Annotated in this window: 20 protein-coding genes and 1 pseudogene; 11 read left to right on the forward strand and 10 right to left on the reverse strand. The window is 74.5% G+C overall.

The genetic code is table 11. From position 1 onward, the window contains the following. Positions 1 to 932 (forward strand): class I SAM-dependent methyltransferase (locus GA0115242_RS19760; RefSeq protein ID WP_093830288.1); only part of this gene is annotated, 932 nt, incomplete at its 5' end. Here the strand turns inward: GA0115242_RS19760 and GA0115242_RS19765 are convergent. The 5 genes from GA0115242_RS19765 to allB form a co-directional block, all read right to left on the reverse strand. Continuing rightward, positions 922 to 1,347, reverse strand: coding sequence for a hypothetical protein (locus tag GA0115242_RS19765; RefSeq protein WP_141721672.1), 426 nt, complete (start codon positions 1,345 to 1,347; stop codon positions 922 to 924). The genes GA0115242_RS19760 and GA0115242_RS19765 overlap by 11 nt on opposite strands. Before the next feature lie 200 nt (positions 1,348 to 1,547). Further along, entirely contained in the window at positions 1,548 to 1,943 is a 396-nt protein-coding gene (locus tag GA0115242_RS19770; protein WP_093830292.1) for a ribonuclease domain-containing protein, read from the reverse strand. Positions 1,944 to 2,029: 86 nt separating this feature from the next. Next, positions 2,030 to 2,935 (reverse strand): DMT family transporter, encoded by a 906-nt coding sequence (locus GA0115242_RS19775; protein WP_093830294.1) that lies wholly within the window; start codon positions 2,933 to 2,935, stop codon positions 2,030 to 2,032. A gap of 232 nt (positions 2,936 to 3,167) precedes the next feature. Next, positions 3,168 to 4,283: an allantoicase gene (gene alc / locus GA0115242_RS19780; RefSeq protein ID WP_093830296.1), complete on the reverse strand. Its 1,116-nt coding sequence runs from the start codon at positions 4,281 to 4,283 to the stop codon at positions 3,168 to 3,170. Positions 4,284 to 4,348: 65 nt separating this feature from the next. Then, positions 4,349 to 5,686 (reverse strand): allantoinase AllB, encoded by a 1,338-nt coding sequence (gene allB / locus GA0115242_RS19785; RefSeq protein ID WP_093830298.1) that lies wholly within the window; start codon positions 5,684 to 5,686, stop codon positions 4,349 to 4,351. 270 nt (positions 5,687 to 5,956) lie between these two features. On the opposite strand from allB, the gene GA0115242_RS19790 reads away from it, so the two are divergent. Then, on the forward strand, positions 5,957 to 6,751 hold the full coding sequence (locus GA0115242_RS19790; RefSeq protein WP_093830300.1) for an IclR family transcriptional regulator: 795 nt from the start codon (positions 5,957 to 5,959) through the stop codon (positions 6,749 to 6,751). Between the two features lie 94 nt (positions 6,752 to 6,845). On the opposite strand, the gene GA0115242_RS19795 is transcribed toward GA0115242_RS19790, so the two are convergent. Next, complete coding sequence (locus tag GA0115242_RS19795) at positions 6,846 to 7,289, reverse strand: winged helix-turn-helix transcriptional regulator (protein ID WP_093830302.1); 444 nt, start codon at positions 7,287 to 7,289, stop codon at positions 6,846 to 6,848. A gap of 132 nt (positions 7,290 to 7,421) precedes the next feature. On the opposite strand from GA0115242_RS19795, the gene GA0115242_RS19800 reads away from it, so the two are divergent. Next, positions 7,422 to 8,294 (forward strand): aldo/keto reductase family oxidoreductase, encoded by an 873-nt coding sequence (locus tag GA0115242_RS19800; protein ID WP_093830304.1) that lies wholly within the window; start codon positions 7,422 to 7,424, stop codon positions 8,292 to 8,294. Between the two features lie 101 nt (positions 8,295 to 8,395). Here the strand turns inward: GA0115242_RS19800 and GA0115242_RS19805 are convergent, their stop codons facing one another. Further along, positions 8,396 to 8,683 (reverse strand): DUF5955 family protein, encoded by a 288-nt coding sequence (locus GA0115242_RS19805; RefSeq protein WP_093830306.1) that lies wholly within the window; start codon positions 8,681 to 8,683, stop codon positions 8,396 to 8,398. 216 nt (positions 8,684 to 8,899) lie between these two features. Between GA0115242_RS19805 and GA0115242_RS19810 the strand changes: the two genes are divergently transcribed. Together GA0115242_RS19810 and aceB are read left to right on the forward strand one after the other, a co-directional pair. Continuing rightward, positions 8,900 to 9,499, forward strand: a complete 600-nt coding sequence (locus GA0115242_RS19810) for a nucleotidyltransferase family protein (RefSeq protein ID WP_093830308.1) — start codon at positions 8,900 to 8,902, stop codon at positions 9,497 to 9,499. A gap of 187 nt (positions 9,500 to 9,686) precedes the next feature. Then, the gene (gene aceB, locus GA0115242_RS19815) at positions 9,687 to 11,309 is read left to right on the forward strand and encodes a malate synthase A (protein WP_093830310.1); all 1,623 of its coding nucleotides are present in this window, start codon (positions 9,687 to 9,689) and stop codon (positions 11,307 to 11,309) included. A gap of 215 nt (positions 11,310 to 11,524) precedes the next feature. On the opposite strand, the gene GA0115242_RS19820 is transcribed toward aceB, so the two are convergent. Then, a complete protein-coding gene (locus tag GA0115242_RS19820; protein WP_093830312.1) occupies positions 11,525 to 12,430 on the reverse strand; it encodes a HipA family kinase in 906 nt (301 codons plus the stop codon). 388 nt (positions 12,431 to 12,818) lie between these two features. Next, positions 12,819 to 14,300: an IucA/IucC family protein gene (locus tag GA0115242_RS19825; protein ID WP_093830326.1), complete on the reverse strand. Its 1,482-nt coding sequence runs from the start codon at positions 14,298 to 14,300 to the stop codon at positions 12,819 to 12,821. Between the two features lie 112 nt (positions 14,301 to 14,412). On the opposite strand from GA0115242_RS19825, the gene GA0115242_RS19830 reads away from it, so the two are divergent. From GA0115242_RS19830 to GA0115242_RS19840, 3 genes are all read left to right on the forward strand, one after another. Then, positions 14,413 to 15,912 carry an IucA/IucC family protein gene (locus tag GA0115242_RS19830; protein ID WP_093830314.1) on the forward strand — a complete coding sequence of 500 codons (1,500 nt, stop codon included), beginning with the start codon at positions 14,413 to 14,415 and terminating at the stop codon, positions 15,910 to 15,912. Between the two features lie 191 nt (positions 15,913 to 16,103). Further along, on the forward strand, positions 16,104 to 17,363 hold the full coding sequence (locus GA0115242_RS19835) for a VWA domain-containing protein (RefSeq protein ID WP_093830316.1): 1,260 nt from the start codon (positions 16,104 to 16,106) through the stop codon (positions 17,361 to 17,363). After that, the gene (locus tag GA0115242_RS19840) at positions 17,363 to 18,169 is read left to right on the forward strand and encodes a hypothetical protein (protein ID WP_093830318.1); all 807 of its coding nucleotides are present in this window, start codon (positions 17,363 to 17,365) and stop codon (positions 18,167 to 18,169) included. The genes GA0115242_RS19835 and GA0115242_RS19840 overlap by 1 nt, the downstream gene beginning before the upstream one ends. 129 nt (positions 18,170 to 18,298) lie before the next feature. Here GA0115242_RS19840 and GA0115242_RS19845 read toward each other — a convergent pair whose 3' ends face one another. Next, complete coding sequence (locus GA0115242_RS19845; RefSeq protein ID WP_093830320.1) at positions 18,299 to 18,928, reverse strand: winged helix-turn-helix transcriptional regulator; 630 nt, start codon at positions 18,926 to 18,928, stop codon at positions 18,299 to 18,301. Positions 18,929 to 19,015: 87 nt separating this feature from the next. Between GA0115242_RS19845 and GA0115242_RS19850 the strand changes: the two genes are divergently transcribed. The 3 genes and pseudogenes from GA0115242_RS19850 to GA0115242_RS19860 all read left to right on the forward strand — a co-directional run. Continuing rightward, positions 19,016 to 20,224, forward strand: coding sequence for a pyridoxal phosphate-dependent aminotransferase (locus tag GA0115242_RS19850; RefSeq protein ID WP_093830322.1), 1,209 nt, complete (start codon positions 19,016 to 19,018; stop codon positions 20,222 to 20,224). 67 nt (positions 20,225 to 20,291) lie between these two features. Beyond that, positions 20,292 to 20,891: a histidine phosphatase family protein gene (locus GA0115242_RS19855; protein ID WP_093830324.1), complete on the forward strand. Its 600-nt coding sequence runs from the start codon at positions 20,292 to 20,294 to the stop codon at positions 20,889 to 20,891. Between the two features lie 36 nt (positions 20,892 to 20,927). Continuing rightward, positions 20,928 to 21,203, forward strand: a pseudogene (locus GA0115242_RS19860) (hypothetical protein); the annotation flags it as partial.

Genomic DNA, 21,203 nt, shown 5'->3' on the forward strand with positions numbered 1-21,203 from the left:
AGCGGCGCCCCGCGCCCGGCGGGGAGCGCCCGTTGACCCCGGGCGGCTGGCACGGGGGCGACTACGCGGCGGCGGGCGACGCCTGGGCCCACGCGGCGGCCGACGTCGTCGGGGCTGCCCTGGCGCACCTGGACCCCGCGCGGGAAGGGCGACTGCCCGGCGTCGCCCCGGGTGCCGTGCCGCCGGACCCCGGTCGCCGTACCGCCCCCGGCCCGCGCCTGCTCGACGTGGGCACCGGACCCGGGCCCGGCGTACTCGCGGCGGCCCGTGCCGGGGCGGACGCCGTGGGCCTCGACCTCGAACCCGGGATGCTCCGGATCGCCGCCGAACGGGCGCGCCGGGCGGCGGACTTGGCGGGCGGCGTGCGGTTCGTCGCGGGGGACGCGCGGGCGCTGCCGTTCGGCGCGGGCTCCTTCGACGTCGTCCTCTCGACGTTCGGGGTGATGTTCGCGCCCGAACAGCGGCGGTGCGCGGCCGAGTTGACGCGCGTGTGCCGACCCGGAGGGGTGATCGCGGTCGCCTCCTGGACGCCGGACGGGGTCATGGGCCGGATCGCCCCGACCGTACGGCGCCGTCTGGGCGGGCAGCCGAAGTCGGTCCCGTCCCCCACCTGTTGGGGAGATCCTGAGCGGGTCGGGTCCTGGTTCGGGCCCCTGCCGGTGGCGGTGCGGACCCGGGTGGAGCGGGTGCGGGTGCGTCATCCCTCGGTCGCGCACGCCGTCGCCGCCTTCGCGGACAAGCCGGGTCCGCTGCGCGAGACGCGGGCGGCGCTGGAGGCCGCGGGCGACTGGGAGTCCGCCCGCGCCGACCTCGCGGACCTCTTCGCCGCGCACAACCGGGCCGCCGACGGCAGTCTCGTCCTCGACGCGCCCTACCTGCTGGTGCTCGGCCGCGTCGAGGACGGCAACGCCCGTGGGGAGGCTACGTGTTGAACGGGCGGTAGCTCACGAGCGCCTCGTCGCCCTCGTACCTGACGCTCAGGTCGACGGCCACCGCGCCGCCCTTCGCGTACGGGTGGAGGTCGGCGTGGCCGCAGCGGTCCGCGGTCCCGTCGGCGCACGTGCCGGACATCCGCAGGCCGGGGTAGGCGTCGTCCAGCCAGGTGTCGAGGTCGGCGCGGCCGATGCGGAACCGGACGTCGTAGAGGGTGTCGATGCCGCCCCGGGAGACGCAGGTCGCGTCCCTCGCGCCGGCCGGCAGTCCGTCCTGGTCGGCGAAGCGCATGGCCTCAGCGCACGGGACGGTGTCCTGGCCCGACCGCTCGGCGCCCGCGCCGCACGCCACCAGCGACGCCAGCAGGAGCCCCGCAACCGCCGCCGCCCCGACCGTCCTTGTCCTCGATGCCACTCCGCACGCTCCTCGCCCTGTGGTCCGCGTCGCCGTCTCTCCGATGAGAACGCGCGGCGGGGCGGGCGCGGTTGCGCGGGAACAGGCCGGAGGCCGGCCACGTGGCCATGGCCGGCCTCCGGTGGTGCGACGGTCCGCGCGCCGGATCGTGGGGTACCCGGCGGCGGGCGACGGCTGCCCGGTCCTCGTGCGACGACGGCTCAGCAGCCGAAGTTCACCAGGTCGAACGTCTCGTAGTGGTCGGCGGTGTAGTAGTCCTCCTTGGCGCGCTCACCGGTGACGATGCGCCGCGCACCGCGCGTGGAGGAGCCGGGCGTCTTCACGGTGTACTCGTGGTAGTAGCCGGTGGACTGGCTGGGCAGCACGCCCTCGCGGTTCTGGAAGACCACGCCGTCCTGGGAGTAGGGGTACGGACCGCCCTTGGCGATCAGGTCGAGCGTGTCGTACGCCTGGGACGGCAGGGCGCTGTAGCAGATGCTGCCGACCGACGCGGCGGAGGCGTCGGCCGTGGTGGCGGAGACGGTGCCGCCCAGGAGCACGGCGGACAGGAGGGCGGCTGCGGCGCCGATGCGGCGGGTGCGTGGGGGGAATCTCATGGACCTCATGATGACGCGCGTAGACAGTGGCATGTCAATGACAAAGTCGTGGATTTTCCCGTCACCTCCGATGAATTTTCCCGGTGTTAACGTGCCGCACCGCGCCCCCACGCGGTCCCCACGAGCACCAGCGCGCCGCCCACCAGGCCCCACGCGCCGAGCCGCTCCCCGCCGAGCACGATGCCCGCCGTCGCCGCCCAGAGCGGCTCGGTGCCGAGCAGCAGGCTGACCCGGGAGGGCGAGGTCCTGCGCACCGCCCACATCTGCACGAAGAACGCGAACAGCGTGCAGCAGAGCGCCAGGAAGAGCAGCCCGGCCCACTCCCGCGCCCCGAACGAGGCCGCCGTCCGCCACGGTCCCGCTCCGCCGCCCGCCGCCGCGAGGACCGCGAACACGAGGACGGCGGTGCCCAGTTGGACGGTGGTGAGCGGGAGCGCGGCGGCGCCGCCGATGCCCTTGAGCCGGGCCATGGCGAGCACGTGCAGGGTGCGGGCGAGCGCCGCGAGCAGCATCAGCAGGTCACCGGCGCCGGGGCGGCTGAGGCCGCCGTTCTGGGTGAGCAGCAGGACGCCGAGCACGGAGAGCCCGGCCGCGGCGAGGAAGGCGCGGGAGGGCCTGACGCGGGTGACGGCGGCCTCGGCGAGCGGGGTGAAGATCATGGTCAGGCTGATGATGAGCCCGGCGTTGGTCGCCGAGGTCTGCACGACCCCGTAGGTCTCCAGCAGGAAGATCCCGCCGAGGATCAGTCCGAGCAGCCCGGCGCCGCGCCACTGGGCGGCGGTCAGGGCCGCCAGCCCGCGCCGTCCGACGACGACGAGCACCGGGACGGCGACGGCGAACCGCAGCACCAGGACGGCGAGGACCGTCCTCGCGGTGGTGATGTCCTTGGCCGCGAGATAGCTCGCGCCCCAGACGACGGCCACCAGCAGGACGGGCAGATCGGTCGGCCAGGAACGGCGGGCCGCGGCGCGCGGCAGGGCGATCGACGACATGGGCGGCTCTCCCGGTCTCCGAGGGGGTCGACGGAGACGGCGGCGGCTCACGTTCGCGGCTCACCGTACCCAGTCGCCGCGCCGCCCACCAGACGGGTCCGGCGCCGCACCCCCGGGGGACGTCGGCGACCGGCGACACCGCCGCGGACGCGCGCGGCCCGGCCCGCGGCCCGCCGCACGATCCGCACGGCAGGCCCCGGGTCGGGTCCGCGGGGCCCTGCCCGCCGACGCCCTAGCCGCCGAGTTCCCGGTGCCGGGCCGTCAGGGCGGTGGCGCCCTCCTCGGTGAGCGAGCCGTGCAGGCGCAGGCGGGAGATCCCGCCGTCGGGGAAGATGTCCACGCGCGCGTGCGTGCCGACGGCCGGTTCCGGCAGGACGAAGCGGTGGTCGGTGTCGGGCTGGAGGCGGGTGCGCGGGAGGATCTCGCGCCAGTCGCCGTCCTCGCCGTCGCGCACGGAGACCGAGGCCCAGCCCGCGCTGTTGCCCTTCAGGTACGCGGTGTCGATCTCCACGGCGCGGATCCTGGCCTGCCCGGCGAGCCGGTAGGAGATCCAGTCGTTGCCCCGGTCGCGGCGGCGGCGGGTCTCCCAGCCGTCGTCCATCTTGCGGGAGCGGCCGGGCTGGATGGTGTTGGTGGCGGGCGAGTAGAAGAGGTCCGACGCGTCCTCGACCGCGCCGCCGTTCTCCAGCGCGACGACGTCGAAGGTGCCGAGGGCGGCCAGCCATCCGGGGTCGGGCACGACCTCGCCGTGCACCCGCAGCCGGGCGATGCCGCCGTCCGGGTGCTGGCGGACGCGGAGGTGGGTGAAGCGGCGCTCCGCCGTGACGGCGAACCCGTTCGCGGCGTGGCCGCCGACCGGGGTGCGCGGCAGGAGGGTCGTCCAGGTGACGTCGTCGCCGAGGAGTTCCTCGGGCGAGGGCGATCCGGCGACGGAGGTGGCCTCGACGGAGACCGCCTGCGGGTAGTTGCCGCGGAAGTGGGCGGTGTCGACGACGATCCCGCGGACGACGCCGGGGGCGCCGAGCCGCACCAGCGCCCAGTCGTGGTCCTCGGCGGTGGGCCAGGGGTGCTCGGCGCCGGTGCCGCGCCGCCTGCGGGTCTCCCAGCCGTCCATGACCTTGCCCTTGTGGCCGAAGTGCTCGGGGTCGAACTCGGCCCGCCCCGGCACCAGCAGGTTCTCGCGCTGGGCGAAGAACTCGTCGTTCGCGGCGACGACCCCGGCGCCGAGCTGCCGGTCGGCGAGGTTGGCGTACTGGGTGAAGGGGAAGGCGGCCGTGCGGTAGTCGGCGTACGGGTCGCCTCCTCCGTAGGGGTTCGCGTCGCCGGTGAAGCCAGGTGTCGCCGTCACGGTGATCTAGGTTCCTTTCGGGAGTCGGCCGCTGCGGGTGCGGGCGGCGCGCGGGGCGCCGCGGTTCAGGGGGTGCGGGTCAGCAGACGGCCCTCCGGGGCGGTGAACTCGCCGTCGGCGGCGATGCGTCGGCCGCGCAGCCAGGTGGACCTGACGACGCCCCGCAGGGTCCGGCCCGCGTACGCGGTGACGCGGTTGCGGTGCTGGAGGGCGGCCGGGTCGACGGTGAAGAGCGCGTCCGGCGCGAGCACCGCGAAGTCGGCGTCGCGGCCGGGGGCGATGGCGCCCTTGCGGTCGAGCCCGGCCAGCGCGGAGGTGCGCTCCGACATCCAGCGCACGACGTCCTCCAGGCCGTGGCCGCGGTCGCGGGCGGCGGTCCAGACGGCGGAGAGGCTGAGCTGGAGGCCCGAGATGCCGCCCCAGGCGGTGGCGAAGTCGGCGGTCTTGAGGTCGGCGGTGGAGGGCGAGTGGTCGGTGACCACGCAGTCGACGGTGCCGTCGGCGAGCGCCTGCCAGAGCAGGTCCTGGTTGGCGGCCTCGCGGATGGGCGGGCAGCACTTGAACTCGCTGGCGCCGTCGGGGACTTCCTCGGCGGTGAGGGTGAGGTAGTGCGGGCAGGTCTCGACGGTGAGGCGGACGCCCTCGGCCTTGGCGGCGGCGATCATCGGCAGCGCGTCGGCGGAGGAGAGGTGGAGGATGTGGACCCGGGCGTCGAAACGTTTCGCCTGCGCTATCAGACGGGCGATCGCCGTGTCCTCGGCGTCCCGGGGCCGGGAGGCCAGGAAGTCGGCGTACCGGGGGCCGCCGCGCTGCGGGGCCGCGTCCAGGTGGTGCGGGTCCTCGGCGTGCACGATCAGCAGGCCGTCGAAGGAGGCGATCTCGGCCAGCGCCGCGGCGAGCCGCTCCTCGTCGAGGTGCGGGAACTCCTCGACGCCGGACGGCGAGAGGAACGCCTTGAAGCCGAACACCCCGGCCTCGTGCAGCGGGCGCAGGTCCTTGACGTTGTCGGGCAGGGCGCCGCCCCAGAAGCCGACGTCGATGTGCGCCTTGGCGGCGGCGACCTCGCGCTTGATCCGCAGGTGGTCGACGGTGGTGGTCGGCGGCAGGGAGTTGAGCGGCATGTCGACCAGGGTGGTGATGCCCCCGGCGGCCGCCGCGCGGGTGGCGGTCCAGAAGCCTTCCCACTCGGTGCGCCCGGGGTCGTTGACGTGCACGTGCGTGTCGACCAGGCCGGGCAGCAGGACGTCGTCGCCGACGTCCTCGACCCGGGCGCCGGACGGGAGGTCGGTGTCGTACGGCAGGACGGCGGTGATCGTGCCGTCCGCGACCGCGACCGCGGCGGCGCGTGTCCCCTCGGGGGTGATGACGCGCGTCGAGCGCAGCACCAGTTCTACGTCGGACACCCAGGCCCCTCTCTGCCGCCGCGGGACGCCGCGGACACGGGATGTACTTCCGCGTAACGGAATTCAACTTTCTGTTGAAGGAGTCTTCACTCCCGCCATCACGCCGTCAAGGGCAGACTTCCCCGTGCGGACCGGACGCCCGCGCCCTGGACGTTTCCACAAGGTGAAACTAGAATTCCACATGCCAGAACGTAGCTACGTACAGCCGGGGAGTCAACCGACCGCCAGGTAGGCTTCAGCCCTTCCTGCCAGCCCCGAAAGGAACGCGACGTGCCGACGTCCAGCGCCAGCACCACCGACTCCGCCAAGTCCGCCTCCGGCGGGGTCCAGTCCCTCGAGCGCGCCTTCGACCTGCTGGAACGGATGGCCGACGCGGGCGGCGAGGTGGGTCTGAGCGAGCTGTCGGCGAGCAGCGGGCTGCCGCTGCCCACCATCCACCGCCTGATGCGTACCCTCGTGGCCTGCGGATACGTCCGCCAGCAGGCCAACAGGCGGTACGCGCTCGGCCCCCGCCTGATCCGCCTGGGCGAGTCCGCCTCCCGGCTGCTGGGCACCTGGGCCCGCCCCCACCTCGCCCGTCTGGTCGAGGAGACCGGCGAGACGGCGAACATGGCGCTCCTGGACGGCGACGAGATCGTCTACGTCGCACAGGTGCCGTCGAAGCACTCGATGCGGATGTTCACCGAGGTCGGCAGGCGCGTCCTGCCGCACTCCACGGGCGTCGGCAAGGCGCTGCTCGCCGACGTGCCCGAGAACGAGGTGCGCGCGCTGCTCGGCAGGACCGGCATGCCGGCCGCCACCGACCGGACGATCACCACGGCCGACGGCTTCCTCACCGCCCTGGCCGAGGTGCGGCGCCTCGGCTACGCGGTCGACGACAACGAGCAGGAGGTCGGCGTCCGCTGCCTGGCCGTCTCGGTGCCCGACTCCCCCACCGCCGCCGCGATCTCCATCTCGGGCCCGGCGGGACGGGTCACGGAGTCGGCGACCGACCGCATCGTGCCGGTGCTCCAGCAGGTGGCGGCGGAACTCTCCCAGGCCCTGGCGGCGCAGAACCAGGCGTGAGCGGGGACCGCCGGGACCGCCTCCGGGCGGCGCCCCCGTCCGTCCGCGCACCGGTGACACGGCGCCCCCAGGGCGCGGTGGTGGCCCGGCGCCGCTAGGGCGCGCGGTGGTCGTAGGTGTCGCGGTGGGCGAGCACCTCGTCCATGTGCGTCTCGGCCCAGGACTTCAGGCCCCGCATCATCCCGTGCAGCGACAGGCCGAGAGCGGTCAGCTCGTAGGTGACGGTGACCGGCACGGTCGGCGTCACGGTGCGGGAGACCAGGCCGTCGCGCTCCAGGGAGCGCAGCGTCTGGGTGAGCATCTTCTGGCTGACCCCGGCCAGCAGCCGCTGCAACTCCGAGTAGCGCAGCGCCCGGGGCCCGCCGGAGCAGTCGGAGCCCGGCCGGTGCGTGCTGGAGCTGCCGAGCCCGGACAGGATCAGCGCGACCCACTTGTCCGAGATCCGGTCGAGCAGCTTGCGGCTGGGGCAGGCCGCCACGAAGGCGTCGTACTCCGCCCTGGCCAGCGCCCTGCGCTCGGCCGCCGTCGTCGTCGCCATGGATCCTCCCCCTCACCCCCGGGTGCCCTACGCACTTCGGAGTGCCTGCTTCCCGACACGCGGTGACGCACCAATAGTGGTGCAAGGCGCCGTCAGGCACCACCCCCCCTGGCTCACCACGAAAGGCACACCATGGGCACCCCCTCCGCCTCGCTCCCCGGCGGCACCTGGACCCTGGGCGATCTGACCGTCACCCGGTTCGGCTACGGCGCGATGCAGCTCGCCGGCCCCTACGTCATGGGCCCGCCCGCCGACCGCGAGGGCGCGCTCGCCGTCCTGCGCGAGGCCGTCGCCCTCGGCGTCACCCACATCGACACCGCCGACGCCTACGGGCCGCACGTCACCAACCTGCTGATCCGCGAGGCGCTGCACCCCTACCCCGGCCCGCTGCACATCGTCACCAAGGTCGGGGCGACCCGCGACGAGAAGGGCGGCTGGCCCCCGGCGCGCGAGCCGGACGCGCTGCGCCGGGCCGTCACCGAGAACCTGGAGAACCTCGGCCTCGACACCCTGGACGTGGTCAACCTCCGCCTCGGCGACGCCCGCGGCCCGGTGCCCGGTTCGCTCGCGGAGGCGTTCGGGACGCTCGTCGACCTCCAGCGCCAGGGCCTCGTGCGGCACCTCGGCGTGAGCAACGCGACGGCCGAACAGGTCGCCGAGGCCCGCTCGATCGCGCCGATCGTCTGCGTGCAGAACATGTACAACCTCGCCCACCGCCACGACGACGCCCTGATCGACGAGCTGGCCGAGCAGGGCATCGCCTACGTGCCCTTCTTCCCCCTCGGCGGCTTCAGCCCCCTGCAGTCCTCGGCGCTCACCGCCGTGGCCGCCCGGCTGGGCGCGACGCCCATGTCCGTCGCCCTGGCCTGGCTGCTGCGCCGGTCGCCGAACATCCTGCTGATCCCGGGCACCTCGTCGGTGGCGCACCTGCGCGAGAACGCGGCGGGCGCGGGGCTCGCGCTGTCCGACACCGACCTCGCCGAACTGGACGCGATCGGCCGCTGACCGGGCGCGCACCGGCGGGCGGACCCGGCCCGGCGCCCCGGGGCGGGTCACCGGCGGGACGTCCGCCGGGCGGGCGGAGGGGGCCGCTTCCGCGCCCCCCTTCAGCGGCGCGGCGGGCGGCCGAAGAGGTCCGCCGCGGTGTGCAGCGCCGTCACGTCCGCCGTCAGGGCGCTCACCGAGCCCAGGGTGCTGGCGATCAGCAGCAGGGAGCGGCGCAGCCGGGGTATCTCGGGCGGGCCCGAGGCCACCATCGCGGCCAGCGTGGCCAGTTCGTCCTCGGCGACACCCCGGTCCGGGAACTGCGCCGGGTGGGTGGCGAGTTCACGGCGCAGGCGGGAGACCGCGGTACGCAACCCCGCCACCCGCGGATCCTCTTCGCCGCCGGTCACCGTTCTCTGCCCCAAGCTCCGCACCGCAGCTCTCCCCCCGCACACGCCGGTGTGCGCCTGACTGACGTATGCCCGCACGGCGCCCCTGTCACGCTGGTCGCGCGCCTCGGGACGCCGGTCAGTAAACGCCACCCGGTGCCGGGCGCGCCACCACGCGGGCCGGAATTCGGTCCCCCGGAACCCGGCGTACGCCCGGCGGTCGGGTATGCAGGGCGTATGACGGAGAACGAGGGACCGGTGACCGGCCTGGTGCTCGCCGCCGGGGGCGGACGCAGGCTCGGCGGACGGCCCAAGGCACTGCTGACCCACCGGGGCGCACCGCTCGTGGAGCACGCCGTGGGGGTGCTGCGCGCGGCGGGGTGCGCCCGGGTGCACGTGGTGCTGGGGGCGCGCGCGGACGCCGTGCGGGAGCGGGCGGCGCTGGACGGCTGCGTGCTGGTGGAGAACCCGGAGTGGGAACGGGGCATGGGCTCGTCGCTGCGGGCCGGGCTCGGCTCGCTGGGCGGGACCGGGGCGCGGGCGGCGCTGGTGTCGCTCGTCGACCAGCCGGGGATCGGACCGGCGGCGGTGCGGCGGGTGCTGGACGGCTTCCGGGACGAGTCGTCGCTGGTCGCGGCGTGCTACGCGGGGGTGCGCGGGCATCCGGTGCTGTTCGGGGCCGCGCACTGGGCCGGTGTCGCGGAGGCGGCGACCGGCGACCAGGGGGCGCGTTCCTATCTGCGGGCGCGCGGGGACGCGCTGACGCTGGTCGAGTGCGGCGACGTGGCGCGGCCGTTCGACATCGACACGGAGGCCGATCTGGCGCACCTTGAGTGAACGGCGTGGCACGGAGCGCCACATTGGCTCGATCCGGAGAATCTCGACGTCAACAAACCATTGAACTTCCACAATGAGGAAACTAGTATCCACTGTTCAGAAGCGCTCTGACCTTGTCGGAGCGTCTCCCGCCCTGCCCGGGTCGACCGGCACCCGGTGCCACGCACGCTGAAGGAAGTGACTGTTCATGTCCGCACCAGCGCCGTCCCCGCTGGCCGTCGTCCACGCCGAGACGCTGCCCCGGCAGGAGGAGGTCCTCACGGAGGCGGCCCTCGCCTTCCTCGCCGAACTGCACCGGCGGTTCACGCCCCGGCGTGCGGAACTCCTCGCCCGCCGGGCGGAGCGCCGCGCCGAGATCGCCCGCACCTCCACGCTCGACTTCCTGCCGGAGACGGCCGCGATCCGCGCCGACGACTCCTGGTCGGTTGCCCCCGCCCCGGCCGCCCTGAACGACCGGCGGGTGGAGATCACCGGCCCCACGGATCGCAAGATGACCATCAACGCCCTCAACTCGGGCGCCCGGGTGTGGCTCGCGGACTTCGAGGACGCCTCCGCGCCGACCTGGGAGAACGTGGTCCTTGGCCAGGTCAACCTGATCGACGCCTACACCCGCTCCATCGACTTCACCGACGCCGCCTCCGGGAAGTCGTACGCCCTCAAGGACGACGCCGAACTGGCGACGGTCGTGATGCGCCCGCGCGGCTGGCACCTGAACGAGCGTCATCTGCTGGTCGACGGCGAGCAGATGCCCGGGGCGCTGGTCGACTTCGGGCTCTACTTCTTCCACAACGCGCGGCGGCTGCTCGACCTCGGCAAGGGCCCGTACTTCTACCTCCCGAAGACGGAGTCGCACCTGGAGGCCCGCCTCTGGAACGACGTGTTCGTGTTCGCGCAGGAGTACGTGGGCGTCCCGCAGGGCTCGGTGCGCGCCACCGTCCTCATCGAGACGATCACGGCCGCGTACGAGATGGAGGAGATCCTCTACGAACTCCGCGACCACGCCTCCGGGTTGAACGCCGGACGCTGGGACTACCTGTTCTCCATCGTCAAGAACTTCCGTGACGGCGGCGCCAGGTTCGTCCTGCCGGACCGCAACGCGGTCACCATGACCGCCCCGTTCATGCGGGCGTACACCGAACTCCTCGTCCGCACCTGCCACAGGCGCGGCGCGCACGCCATCGGCGGCATGGCGGCGTTCATCCCGTCCCGGCGCGACGCCGAGGTCAACAAGGTCGCCTTCGAGAAGGTCCGCGCCGACAAGGACCGCGAGGCGGGCGACGGTTTCGACGGCTCCTGGGTCGCCCACCCCGACCTGGTGCCGATCGCCATGGCGTCCTTCGACGCGGTGCTGGGCGACCGCCCGAACCAGAAGGACCGGCTGCGCGAGGACGTGCGCGTCGAGGCCGCCGACCTCATCGCGGTCGACTCGCTGGAGGCGAGCCCGACCTACGACGGACTGGTCAACGCCGTCCAGGTGGGCATCCGTTACATCGAGGCGTGGCTGCGCGGGCTCGGCGCGGTCGCCATCTTCAACCTCATGGAGGACGCGGCCACCGCCGAGATCTCACGCTCGCAGATCTGGCAGTGGATCAACGCGGGCGTCCAGTTCGAGAACGGCGAGAAGGCCACGCCCGAGCTGGCCCGCCGGATCGCCGCCGAGGAGCTGGAGAACATCCGCGCGGAGATCGGTGCCGAGGCGTTCGCGGCCGGGCACTGGCAGCAGGCGCACGACCTGCTCCTCCAGGTCTCCCTGGACGACGACTACGCGGACTTCTTGACGCTGCCCGCGTACGAGCGGCTGACCGACTGACCGGCTGCCCCGGCTGCCCCGGCTGCCCCGGCTGAGCCAACCGCCGACCGGCTGAGCCATCGGCTGACCGGCTGAGCCGTGGCCGGGTCGCGACGCGGGAGCCGCGCGGCTGACACACCGTCACGCATGCGGGTGGCCCGGGGAATTGTCCCCGGGCCACCCGTGCGCGTACGGCGACCGGCCGGGTCGGCTGGGCGCGATCCGGCGTGATCCGGTCATCTCAGGTGCACCGTGCCGTCGTTCTCGACCGGCGGGGCGCCGTGCAGGTCGGGGACGCGCTTGAGCCACGTCGGACGGCCGCGCCGGGTGCGGTCCGCGCGCTGGGCCTCCTCGGCGGCACGCTCCTCTCGGCTGGGGAAGTCGGTGGGCAGCCAGGCCGCCGAGACCGCCACCCGCGCGAGCAGGTAGCCCACGTACGCCTCGCGCGCCGCGTCGGGCGTCGGGAACCCGGTCAGCCACGCGTCGGGCACCTCGGCGACGACGGTCCGCAGCAGCTCCTCGGTCACCCGGGGCGCCAGCTCGGCGTCGGCCGCGCGCACGTCGGGCCCGTAGTGGCCGAGGGCGTGGTGACGGACGTCGTAGGCCCGGTCGGGGGCGGAGGTGTCCCAGCGGTGGTGGAAGACCAGGGCCGCGCCGTGGTCGATGAGCCACAGCCGGGGCGGGGCGATCCCGAGGGTGGGCCAGATCATCAGGTTGGAGCTGTGCACCGTCCGGTCGACGTTGGCGGTGAACGCGTCGAGCCAGACGATCCGGCCCGCCTCCAGCGGGTCGACCGGGAACTCCGCGGCGATCTCCGGGGTGAAGTCGCGGGCGCCCGGCAGATGGTCCAAGCCGAGGTTCAGACCGGCGCTCGCGGCGTGCAGGTCGCGCACCTCCTGGTGGGGCTCGTCGTCGGCGACGGCGGGGTCGAAGCGGACCAGCACCAGCTCGGGGAAGCGCAGTCCGAGCGCGCGGGCCAGCTCACCGACGATCACCTCGGCGACCAGCGCCTTGCGGCCCTGCGCCGAGCCGGTGAACTTGACGACGTAGGTGCCGAGGTCGTCGGCCTCGAAGACACCCGGGACCGACCCGCCGGAGCGCAGGGGCTCGATGTACCGGGTCGCGGTGACCTCTCTCAGCATCGCCCCGGACCCCGCAGTCCCGCTGCCTCGCGCTCCACGACCGGCTCCTAGCTGATGCGATCCGGTGAACCGTCCCCCGCCCGGTCGACGGCCGGGACGACCAGCGTAACCGGGCGTGACCGGCCCGACGAGCGCCCTCGGCGCCCGGCGCACGCCGTCGACGCGGTTCACGCCGTGCACGCGGGCCGCGCCGTCCACGCCGTCCACGCGCGACGATCGGCGCGGCAGCGCCCCAGACTCCCGGCCCCCGTGCCCTGCACCCGCGCTCCGCGCCCCCGCAGCGCCTCCCCCGCCGATCCCGACCACCTGCGCCCAGCTGCATGCCCGGCCACCCGCCCGACGGCCCGTCCGGCCACCCGCCCGACGGACCACCCGGCCGCTCCGCCGCCTACGTCCCCTCGGCCAGAGGGTTGGGCAGGGGCAGGTAGCGGGCGTCCGCGCCGTCGGCGCCGGTCCAGCGCAGCAGCAGGTTGGTCTTGCCCGGCAGGGTCGGGGCGGTGAGCAGCGCGGCGGCCTCGGGCAGCCCGTGCCCGGCCAGCGCCCGGCGGGCCGCGGGCCACGGGTCGAACCCGGGCCGGTGCTCCGCGAGGGCGCCCGCGACCTCCACCAGGTTGTTGACGACCAGGGTGTACACCAGCCGCTCCCAGCCCGCCTCGCGGCCGACCTCCGGGAGCAGTTTCACGCCTTCCGCGTCCCGGAACAGCGCCTGCGCGGGCAGTCCGGACGCGTCCACCGCGACCAGCGTGTTCTGGAGGTGGGCCTCCAGGACCACGCCGTGGTCGGCGAACGCCGTCAGCGCGGGCGGCACCACCCGGGCGAGGTACGCCTCCCACCAGGTGGCCGGGTCGGCGCGCTCCAGGGGGCTGCCGGGGAAGCCCTCCACCAGGCCCGCCGCGAGCAGCGGCGTCGTGCCGGGCCGCAGGTGGCCGCCGAGGCCGTCGCGGACGACGACCGCCAGCTCCTCGTAGGCGAACCCGGCGGTGCGGTGGCCGCGGTCGCCGAGCCATGCGGCACCGGCGGGCCGGGCGGCGAAGGCGGCGGTGGCCGCGTCGTCGACCCGGCGCAGCCGCAGCAGGTCGTGGCGCCACAGGCGGCGGATGTCGTTGGTGATGCGGACGTCGAGGCTGAACTTCAGGAAGAGGTCGTGCGCGGGCGTGTACACGGTGCGCACGGCGGCGGTGGGCCAGCTGTCCCGCGCGGTGGTGCCGAGGCGGACCAGGCGGCCGTCGGCGAAGGCGTCCGCGAGGACGGGGGCCGCCAGTTCGAGCTGCCAGGGGTGGGCGGGCAGCAGCCGGTAGCCGGGCGGCGCGGCGCCGAGGGCGTCGAGCGCGGAGGTGTCGCCATCCTCGACGACGGTGTCCTCGCGCACGCCGAGCAGGGCCACCGGGAAGGCGGCGTACGCCTCGGGCGCGTACGGCAGCCACGCCGCCGCCGGACCGCCGCCGCGCGCCTTGGGCGCGGGGTGGAAGGGGTGTCCGGTGAGCAGGGACTGCTCGGAGCGCCGGTAGGGGTCGGCGGGCGCGGCCGTGCGGGCGGCGAGCAGCGCGGCGACCACCGCGCGGCTGTCGGCCATCTCGGCGGGCAGCTCGTGGTTGGCGAGCCCGGTCAGCGCGCCCAGTTCCTCGGCGACGAGTTTGACGAGTCCGGCGTGGTCGAGGCGGTGCCAGCCGCCGGTGTCACGGATCTCCGGTCCCGCGGGCCTGCGGGTGCCGCGCACCCGCAGCAGCCGGTCGGTGCCCGGCAGGCGGTACTCCGGGCGCCCGGGGGTGCCGGGACGGGGTTCGGCCACCTCGCGCAGGAGGCAGTTCAGCAGCGGGGCGGCGGCGTACGCGTCCGCGCGGGCGGCGTCGTCGCTGTCGGGCCGGGGCATGGGTTCCACGCGCTTCCACTCGTTCCGTGCGGTCCGCCCGGACGCGGACGATCAGTATGGAGGGCGGAATGTCACGACCGTGACGCCCCGCCCGTACCCGAGGAGATCCCCCGTGCACCGTCCCCACCCCACCGAGTCCGACGTCGCCGCCGAACTGGCCGTCGTACGCCCGGACCTGGAGTCACGGTACGCGGCGGAGGTGCCGGGCGCGCGGGCGGCCGTGCTGACCCGGCTGTGGCGGGCGCTCGCCCATGAGCCGCTGCCGTGGATCGCGGGCCGCGCCCCGGACCGGGACGGTCTCACCGTGCGGTTGCGGGACGGACGGCTGCTGCACGGCCCGGCGTCCGACCCGTACGCCACCGGCGACCGGGTCACCGCCGTGGAGCTGGACGGCGTCCCGTACGACCATCCGGCGCGGCTGGTGACCGCTCTCGCGGTGCCGCACGGCGCCGGGTTCGCCGCCGAACTGGCGCACAGCGCCGCCTCGCTGGCGCTGTCGCGGGCCGGTCGGGGTCCGGTGGACGAGGGGTGGCCGGGGACGGACTGGGAGTGGGAGCAGCGGATCGTGGACGGTCATCCGTACCACCCCAACTGCCGTGCGCGGCCCGGGTTCTCGGTTGCGGAGGAGCTGGCGTACGGTCCCGAGCACCGGCCGCTGGTGGAGCTGGCCCTGGTGCCGGTGCCGGCGGGCGAGTGCCTGATGACGGGGGTGTGGCCGGACGGACTGCGCGACGGCGGACGGCTGTTGCTGCCGGTGCACCCGTGGCAGGCGGCGCACGTCCTCAAGCGAGGTGGCGAACGGGTGCTGGGGGCCCACCCGTTGATGTCGCTGCGGACCCTGGCGGTGCCCGGCGGTCCGCACGTCAAGACGGCGCTGAGCGCGCGGCTGACGTCGTCCGTGCGGGACATCTCGGCGTACTCGATCGGTTTCTCGGCGGTGCTGTCGGAGTTCGCGGAGTCGCTCGCGGCGCGCTCGGAGGGGCTGCTGCACATGACGCGGACGCTGGGCGCGGCGACCGCGCACTCGCCCGACCTGGCGGCGGTGCTGCGCGAGTCGCCGCAGGCGCACGCGGATCAGGCGCGGGGCGAGCGGGTGGTGCCGGTGGCGGCGCTGGCGACCACCGGGCTGCCCGGGTCGCCCGACTGGCTGGCGGACTTCGCGCGGCTCGCGGTGACGGCGGGGCTGCGGCTGCTCGACCAGGGCGTGGCGCTGGAGGCGCACGGGCAGAACCTGCTGGTGGTGCTCTCCGCCGGGGGCGCCCCGCTGCGGCTGGTCTACCGCGACCTCGCCGACATCCGGGTCAGTCCGGCGCGGCTGCGGCGGCACGGCATCCCGGTGCCGGAGCTGTCCGGACGGGTCGTCACCGATGACGAAACGACTCTGCGGCGCAAGCTGTTCGGTTCCCTGGTGGCCGGTGCGCTGGCTTCCACGGCGGGTTCCGCACCGGCGCTGCGCGACGCGCTCAGGACGGCGGTGCGGGATCTGCCGCGCACCCCCGATCTGGCGGCGCTGCTCGACGAGGAGCTGCCCACCAAGGCGCTGACCCTGATGCGCCTTTCGCCCGGGGTCCCCGGCGACCAGTGGACGGCGCTGCCCAACCCCCTGCACTGAGGCTGGTGTTCGGAGGCCGTCCAACCCCGCCCGCCGTGAACCGAGTTCGGAGGGACCTCAACCCCGCCCGCCGCTGCCCGTGTTCGTAGGGAGTCCAACCCCGCCCGCCGCGCCCCGTGTTCGGAGGTCGAGGGGGCCGGTTCCGACGTCTCGTTTTGGAGCCCGGCCTCTTCGATCAATAGGATCCGCCGATGATCAGAAGACAACGGCTGGCGTCCGGGGCGCTCGCCCTGCTCGCCACTCTGGCGGCCGGGCTCGCCTTCCCGGGCGCCGCGGCGGCCGGCGAACCCACGGGCGCCCCGAAGGTCGACCTCGTCCTCGACGTCTCCGGTTCCATGCGGACCAGGGACATCGACGGCGGGACTCGGATGGCGGCGGCGAAGCAGGCGTTCAACGAGGTCCTCGACGCGACCCCGGAGGAGGTGGAGCTGGGCATCCGCACCCTCGGCGCCGACTACCCCGGCGACGACCGCAAGACGGGCTGCAAGGACACCGCGCAGCTCTACCCGGTGGGTCCGCTGGACCGCACCGAGGCGAAGTCGGCGGTGGCGACCCTCTCGCCCACCGGATGGACGCCGATCGGGCCCGCCCTGCTGAAGGCCGCGGACGACCTGGACGCGGGCGACGGCTCCAAGCGGATCGTGCTGATCAGCGACGGCGAGGACACCTGCGCCCCGCTCGACCCGTGCGAGGTGGCGCGGGAGATCGCCGCCCGGGGCATCGGGCTCACCATCGACACCCTGGGCCTGGTCCCCAACACCAAGCTCCGCAAGCAGCTCAGCTGCATCGCCGAGGCGACCGGCGGCACCTACACCTCCGTCGAGCACACCGACGAACTCACCGACAAGGTGAACCAGTTGGTGGACCGGGCGGCCGACCCGGTGGTGACGCCGGTGGCGACCGAGGGGGCCGCGCAGTGCGCGAAGGCGCCCACCCTGAAGTCGGGCCTGTACACGGACCGCGAGGAGTTCTCGCAGCAGCGCTGGTACCGCGTGGACGTCGACCCCGGCCAGGAGCTGCGGGCTTCGGTGAGCGTCGGGGCGGACCGCGCGGTGAACCCGGACTACGGGCTGCTGCTGCGCGCGGTGACGACGCACGGCCGGGAGATCGTGCGCGGCGAGGCGGCGGGCAACGGCCGCACCGACGTGATCTCGACGGGGCTGCGCTACCCGAAGGCGGAGAGCGACGACGACGACGCTCCGGCCGAGTCGGTGTGTCTCCAGGTGACCAACGCGTTCTCGGCGACGTCCGGGGTGAAGACCACGCCGGGCATGCCGCTGGAGCTGACCGTGGACGTGGTCGACGGTCCGTCGCAGGCCAGTGACGTGGCGGCCTTCGGGCTCGGCCGCGGCTGGTGGCTGCTCGGGGTGCTGGTCCTGGTCGGCTTCCTCGCCGGTCTGCTGTGGGGCTGGGTGTCACGCTGGCGGGTCGCGGTCTGGAGGACCAACTGATGCGGTTCACACGAGTGCTGGGCGCGGCCCTGCTGGCGCTGGGCTGCGCGGCGGGCCCGGCGGCGGCCGACTCCTCGCCGTCGCCGAGCGCCTCGGACGGCGGCGCGGGACCCACCCGCGCGGGCACGTCGTTCCGTACGGCGACCGAGATCGAGCAGGACCAGCGGGCGACGGCGAGCGCCTCCGCGGGCGACTACCTGTACTGGTCGTTCGCCGCGGACGCCGAGCAGCGTCCGACCGTGCGCGCCACGGTGAAGCTGCCGGACGCGCACACCGCGCAGACCTGGCAGGTCGACGTGTACGACGGTCTGCGGCGCCGCCAGGCCTGCCAGTACGGGGCGCAGACCCGCACGGCCGCCCAGGGCACCGCTTCGATCGACCTGACCTGCGTGCTGCGCACGGTGCGGGCCTGGTCGGAGCCGTGGGCCGACGACCCGCTGCCGGGCACGTACTACGTCCGGCTGACGGCGATCGGGCTGCCCGCGGCCGACCTGGGCCTGCCGGTGTCGACGTCGGTCGAGGTCGGCGCCGTGAACATCGGCGGCGGGGCCGCGGTGGACGGCTCGCTGGCCGAGCCGCTGGTGCCGGGCATCGCGGTCACCTCCGAGCGGAAGGACGAGGACTCGTCCCGGAAGTCGGCGGTGCTCTCCAGCATCGAGCCGGACGGCGGCTGGTCCTCGGGCTGGTGGTCGAGCCGCTGGGTGTGGACCGGCGTCGGCGGCATCCTGGCGGCGCTGGCCGGGATCGGCGGCTACGCGCTGACCCGGGGCACCGGACGCCCGACCCGCGTCCCACCGGGCGCGTGAACACCTGACGTCCCCTCAGAAGGCCCGCCCGGTGCGGGCCTTCTGCGTTTCCCGGGTGAGCAGCACGCCCGAGGCCGCTCCCGTGCGGGCCTTCCGCGCTCCCCCGGCGGGGACCCGCGCCCGCGTCGCTCACGCGTCCCGCAGCAGCGCCTTCGCCAGGGGGCCGTCCCCGGTGACGGTGATCCGGCCGTCGCGGACGGCGTCCAGCAGGGCCGTCTCCCCGCGGCTGACGGCCTCGCAGGTGGCGGAGTCCAGGGTCAGACGGGCGTCGGGCTCGGCGGGCGCGGGGCCCTCGCCGTACACGGGCCCCTCCTCGGCACCGGCGTGCAGATGGAAGTCCCCTTCATCCAGGCGCACTTCGACGAGCCCGGGGTTTTCGAGGAGGCGCAGCAGCGGCAGCGCGAACCAGTGGGCGCGGACCGCGTCGGTGGGCCGCCGCTCCCCCAGCTCGGCCCGCCCCCAGCCGCTGAGCGCCGCCAGGACGGGCAGCAACTCCCGCCCCCGGCCGGTGAGTTCGTAGACGTGGGCGGCGCCGGGCGGGGGCAGCCTGCGGCGGGTGGCGAGGCCGTCGCGCTCCATGTCCTTCAGCCGGGAGGCGAGGACGTCCGTGCTCACCCCCGGCAGATCCGCGTGCAGGTCCGTGTAGCGGCGGGGACCGGCGAGGAGTTCGCGGACGATCAGCAGGGTCCAGCGGTCGCCGACGACGTCCAGGGCGCGGGCGGCGGAGCAGTACTGGTCGTAGCTTCTGCGCGGTGACATGCGACGCAGTCTAGACAGGTTGTTGGACTTTCCAAGCTCCTACTTGGTAAAACCAAGCAACACACATTCTCTGAGGGGAAGCGGCGCATGGAGTTCCGGCAGTCGAACAAGCTCAGCGAGGTCTGCTACGAGATCCGGGGCCCGGTGATCGAGCACGCCGACGCGCTGGAGGAGGCGGGGCACAGCGTGCTGCGCCTCAACACCGGCAACCCCGCGCTGTTCGGCTTCGAGGCGCCCGAGGAGATCCTCCAGGACATGATCCGGATGCTCCCGAACGCCCACGGCTACACCGACTCGCGGGGCGTCCTGTCGGCCCGGCGCGCGGTCGCCCAGCGCTACCAGGCGCTGGGCCTCGACGTGGGCGTCGACGACGTGTACCTCGGCAACGGCGTCTCGGAGCTGGTCTCCATGGCCGTCCAGGCGCTGATCGAGGACGGTGACGAGGTCCTCGTGCCCGCCCCCGACTTCCCGCTGTGGACGGCGGTGACGACCCTGGCGGGCGGCAAGGCGGTCCACTACCTCTGCGACGAGCAGGCCGAGTGGTACCCCGACCTGGACGACATGGCGGCGAAGATCACCGACCGGACCAAGGCCGTCGTCATCATCAACCCGAACAACCCCACCGGCGCCGTCTACCCGAAGGAGATCGTCGAGGGCATCCTCGACCTGGCCCGCAGGCACGGCCTGATGGTGTTCGCCGACGAGATCTACGACCAGATCCTCTACGACGACGCCGTGCACCACTCGGCCGCGGCGCTCGCCCCCGATCTCGTCGTCCTCACCTTCTGCGGGCTCTCCAAGACCTACCGGGTGGCGGGCTTCCGCTCCGGCTGGCTGGTCGTCACCGGACCCAAGCAGCACGCGCGCAGCTACCTGGAGGGCCTCACCATGCTGGCCTCCATGCGGCTGTGCCCCAACGCGCCCGCCCAGTACGCCATCCAGGCCGCGCTCGGCGGACGGCAGTCCATCCGCGAGCTGACCCGGCCCGGCGGGCGGCTGCACGAACAGCGGAACGTGGCCTGGGAGAAGCTCAACGAGATCCCGGGGGTGTCCTGCGTGCGGCCCAAGGGCGCGCTGTACGCCTTCCCGCGCATCGACCCCAAGGTGCACCCGATCGCCGACGACGAGAAGTTCGTCCTCGACCTGCTGCTCCGGGAGAAGATCCAGGTCGTCCAGGGCACCGGCTTCAACTGGCCGACCCCCGACCACTTCCGCATCCTCACCCTGCCGCACGCCGACGACCTGGAGGCGGCGATCGGCCGGATCGGCCGGTTCCTGAGCGGGTACCGGCAGTAGCCGGGCCCCGCCGGGCCGCCGCGGCTCCCCCGCGCGACCGGGGCCGCGGGCTCTTAGCCTCGACGGCATGGGTGATCTCTTCCTCGTCCGGCACGGTGAGACCGAGTGGTCGCGGTCCGGACGGCACACGGGCGCGACGGACGTGCCGCTGACCGAGACCGGCCGGGCCGAGGCGCGCCGGCTGGTCCCGCTGATCCGCTCGCACCGCATCGGCGCCGCGTTCGTCAGCCCGATGCAGCGGGCCCGCGAGACGGCCGAGCTGATCGGGGTGCACGACGCCCGGATCGACGTGGACCTGCGCGAGTGGGACTACGGCGGCTACGAGGGCGTCACCACCCCGGAGATCCAGCGCACCCGGCCGGACTGGTTCCTCTTCACCGACGGCGTGGTCCCGGGGCCGCCCGAGCACCCAGGGGAGACCCCGGAGCAGGTCGGGGAGCGCGCCGACCGGGTGCTCGCCAAGGCGGACGCGGCGCTGGCCAACACCGAGGGGGTCGTGCTGCTGGTGGCGCACGGCCACTTCCTGCGGGTGCTCACCGCCCGCAGGCTCGGCCTGCCGCCGTCGGCCGGGGCCCTGTTCCAGCTCGCCACCGGCACCCTGTGCCGACTGGGCACCGAGCACGGCCGCCCGGTGATCGCCGGATGGAATGTCAGACCCCCGTCGTAGTCTGCGAGTGTCCTGGCCCGTGGGGAGGAGCACGCCGTGGCACGACCACCGACCGCCGCCCAACGACGACTCGTGGACGGCGCCGATCCCGCCACCGGGCGGCTGCGGGGCACACCGGCACAGCTCGCGGCGCTGGTGCGGCTCGGGCTCGCGTTCCGCCACCCCCGCCCGCCGCACGCCCACTTCCTGACCCCGGCCGGACACCGGCTCCGGGAGGGCGACGGGGGCGGGAGCCCGGCCGACGGCGCGACGCAGCCGCCGTCCGCCGCGTCCGGCGCCGGGTCGGACGGGGTGTTCGCGGCGCGGGTGGGC

Source organism: Streptomyces sp. SolWspMP-5a-2 (assembly GCF_900091845.1).
Classification (GTDB): domain Bacteria; phylum Actinomycetota; class Actinomycetes; order Streptomycetales; family Streptomycetaceae; genus Streptomyces; species Streptomyces doudnae.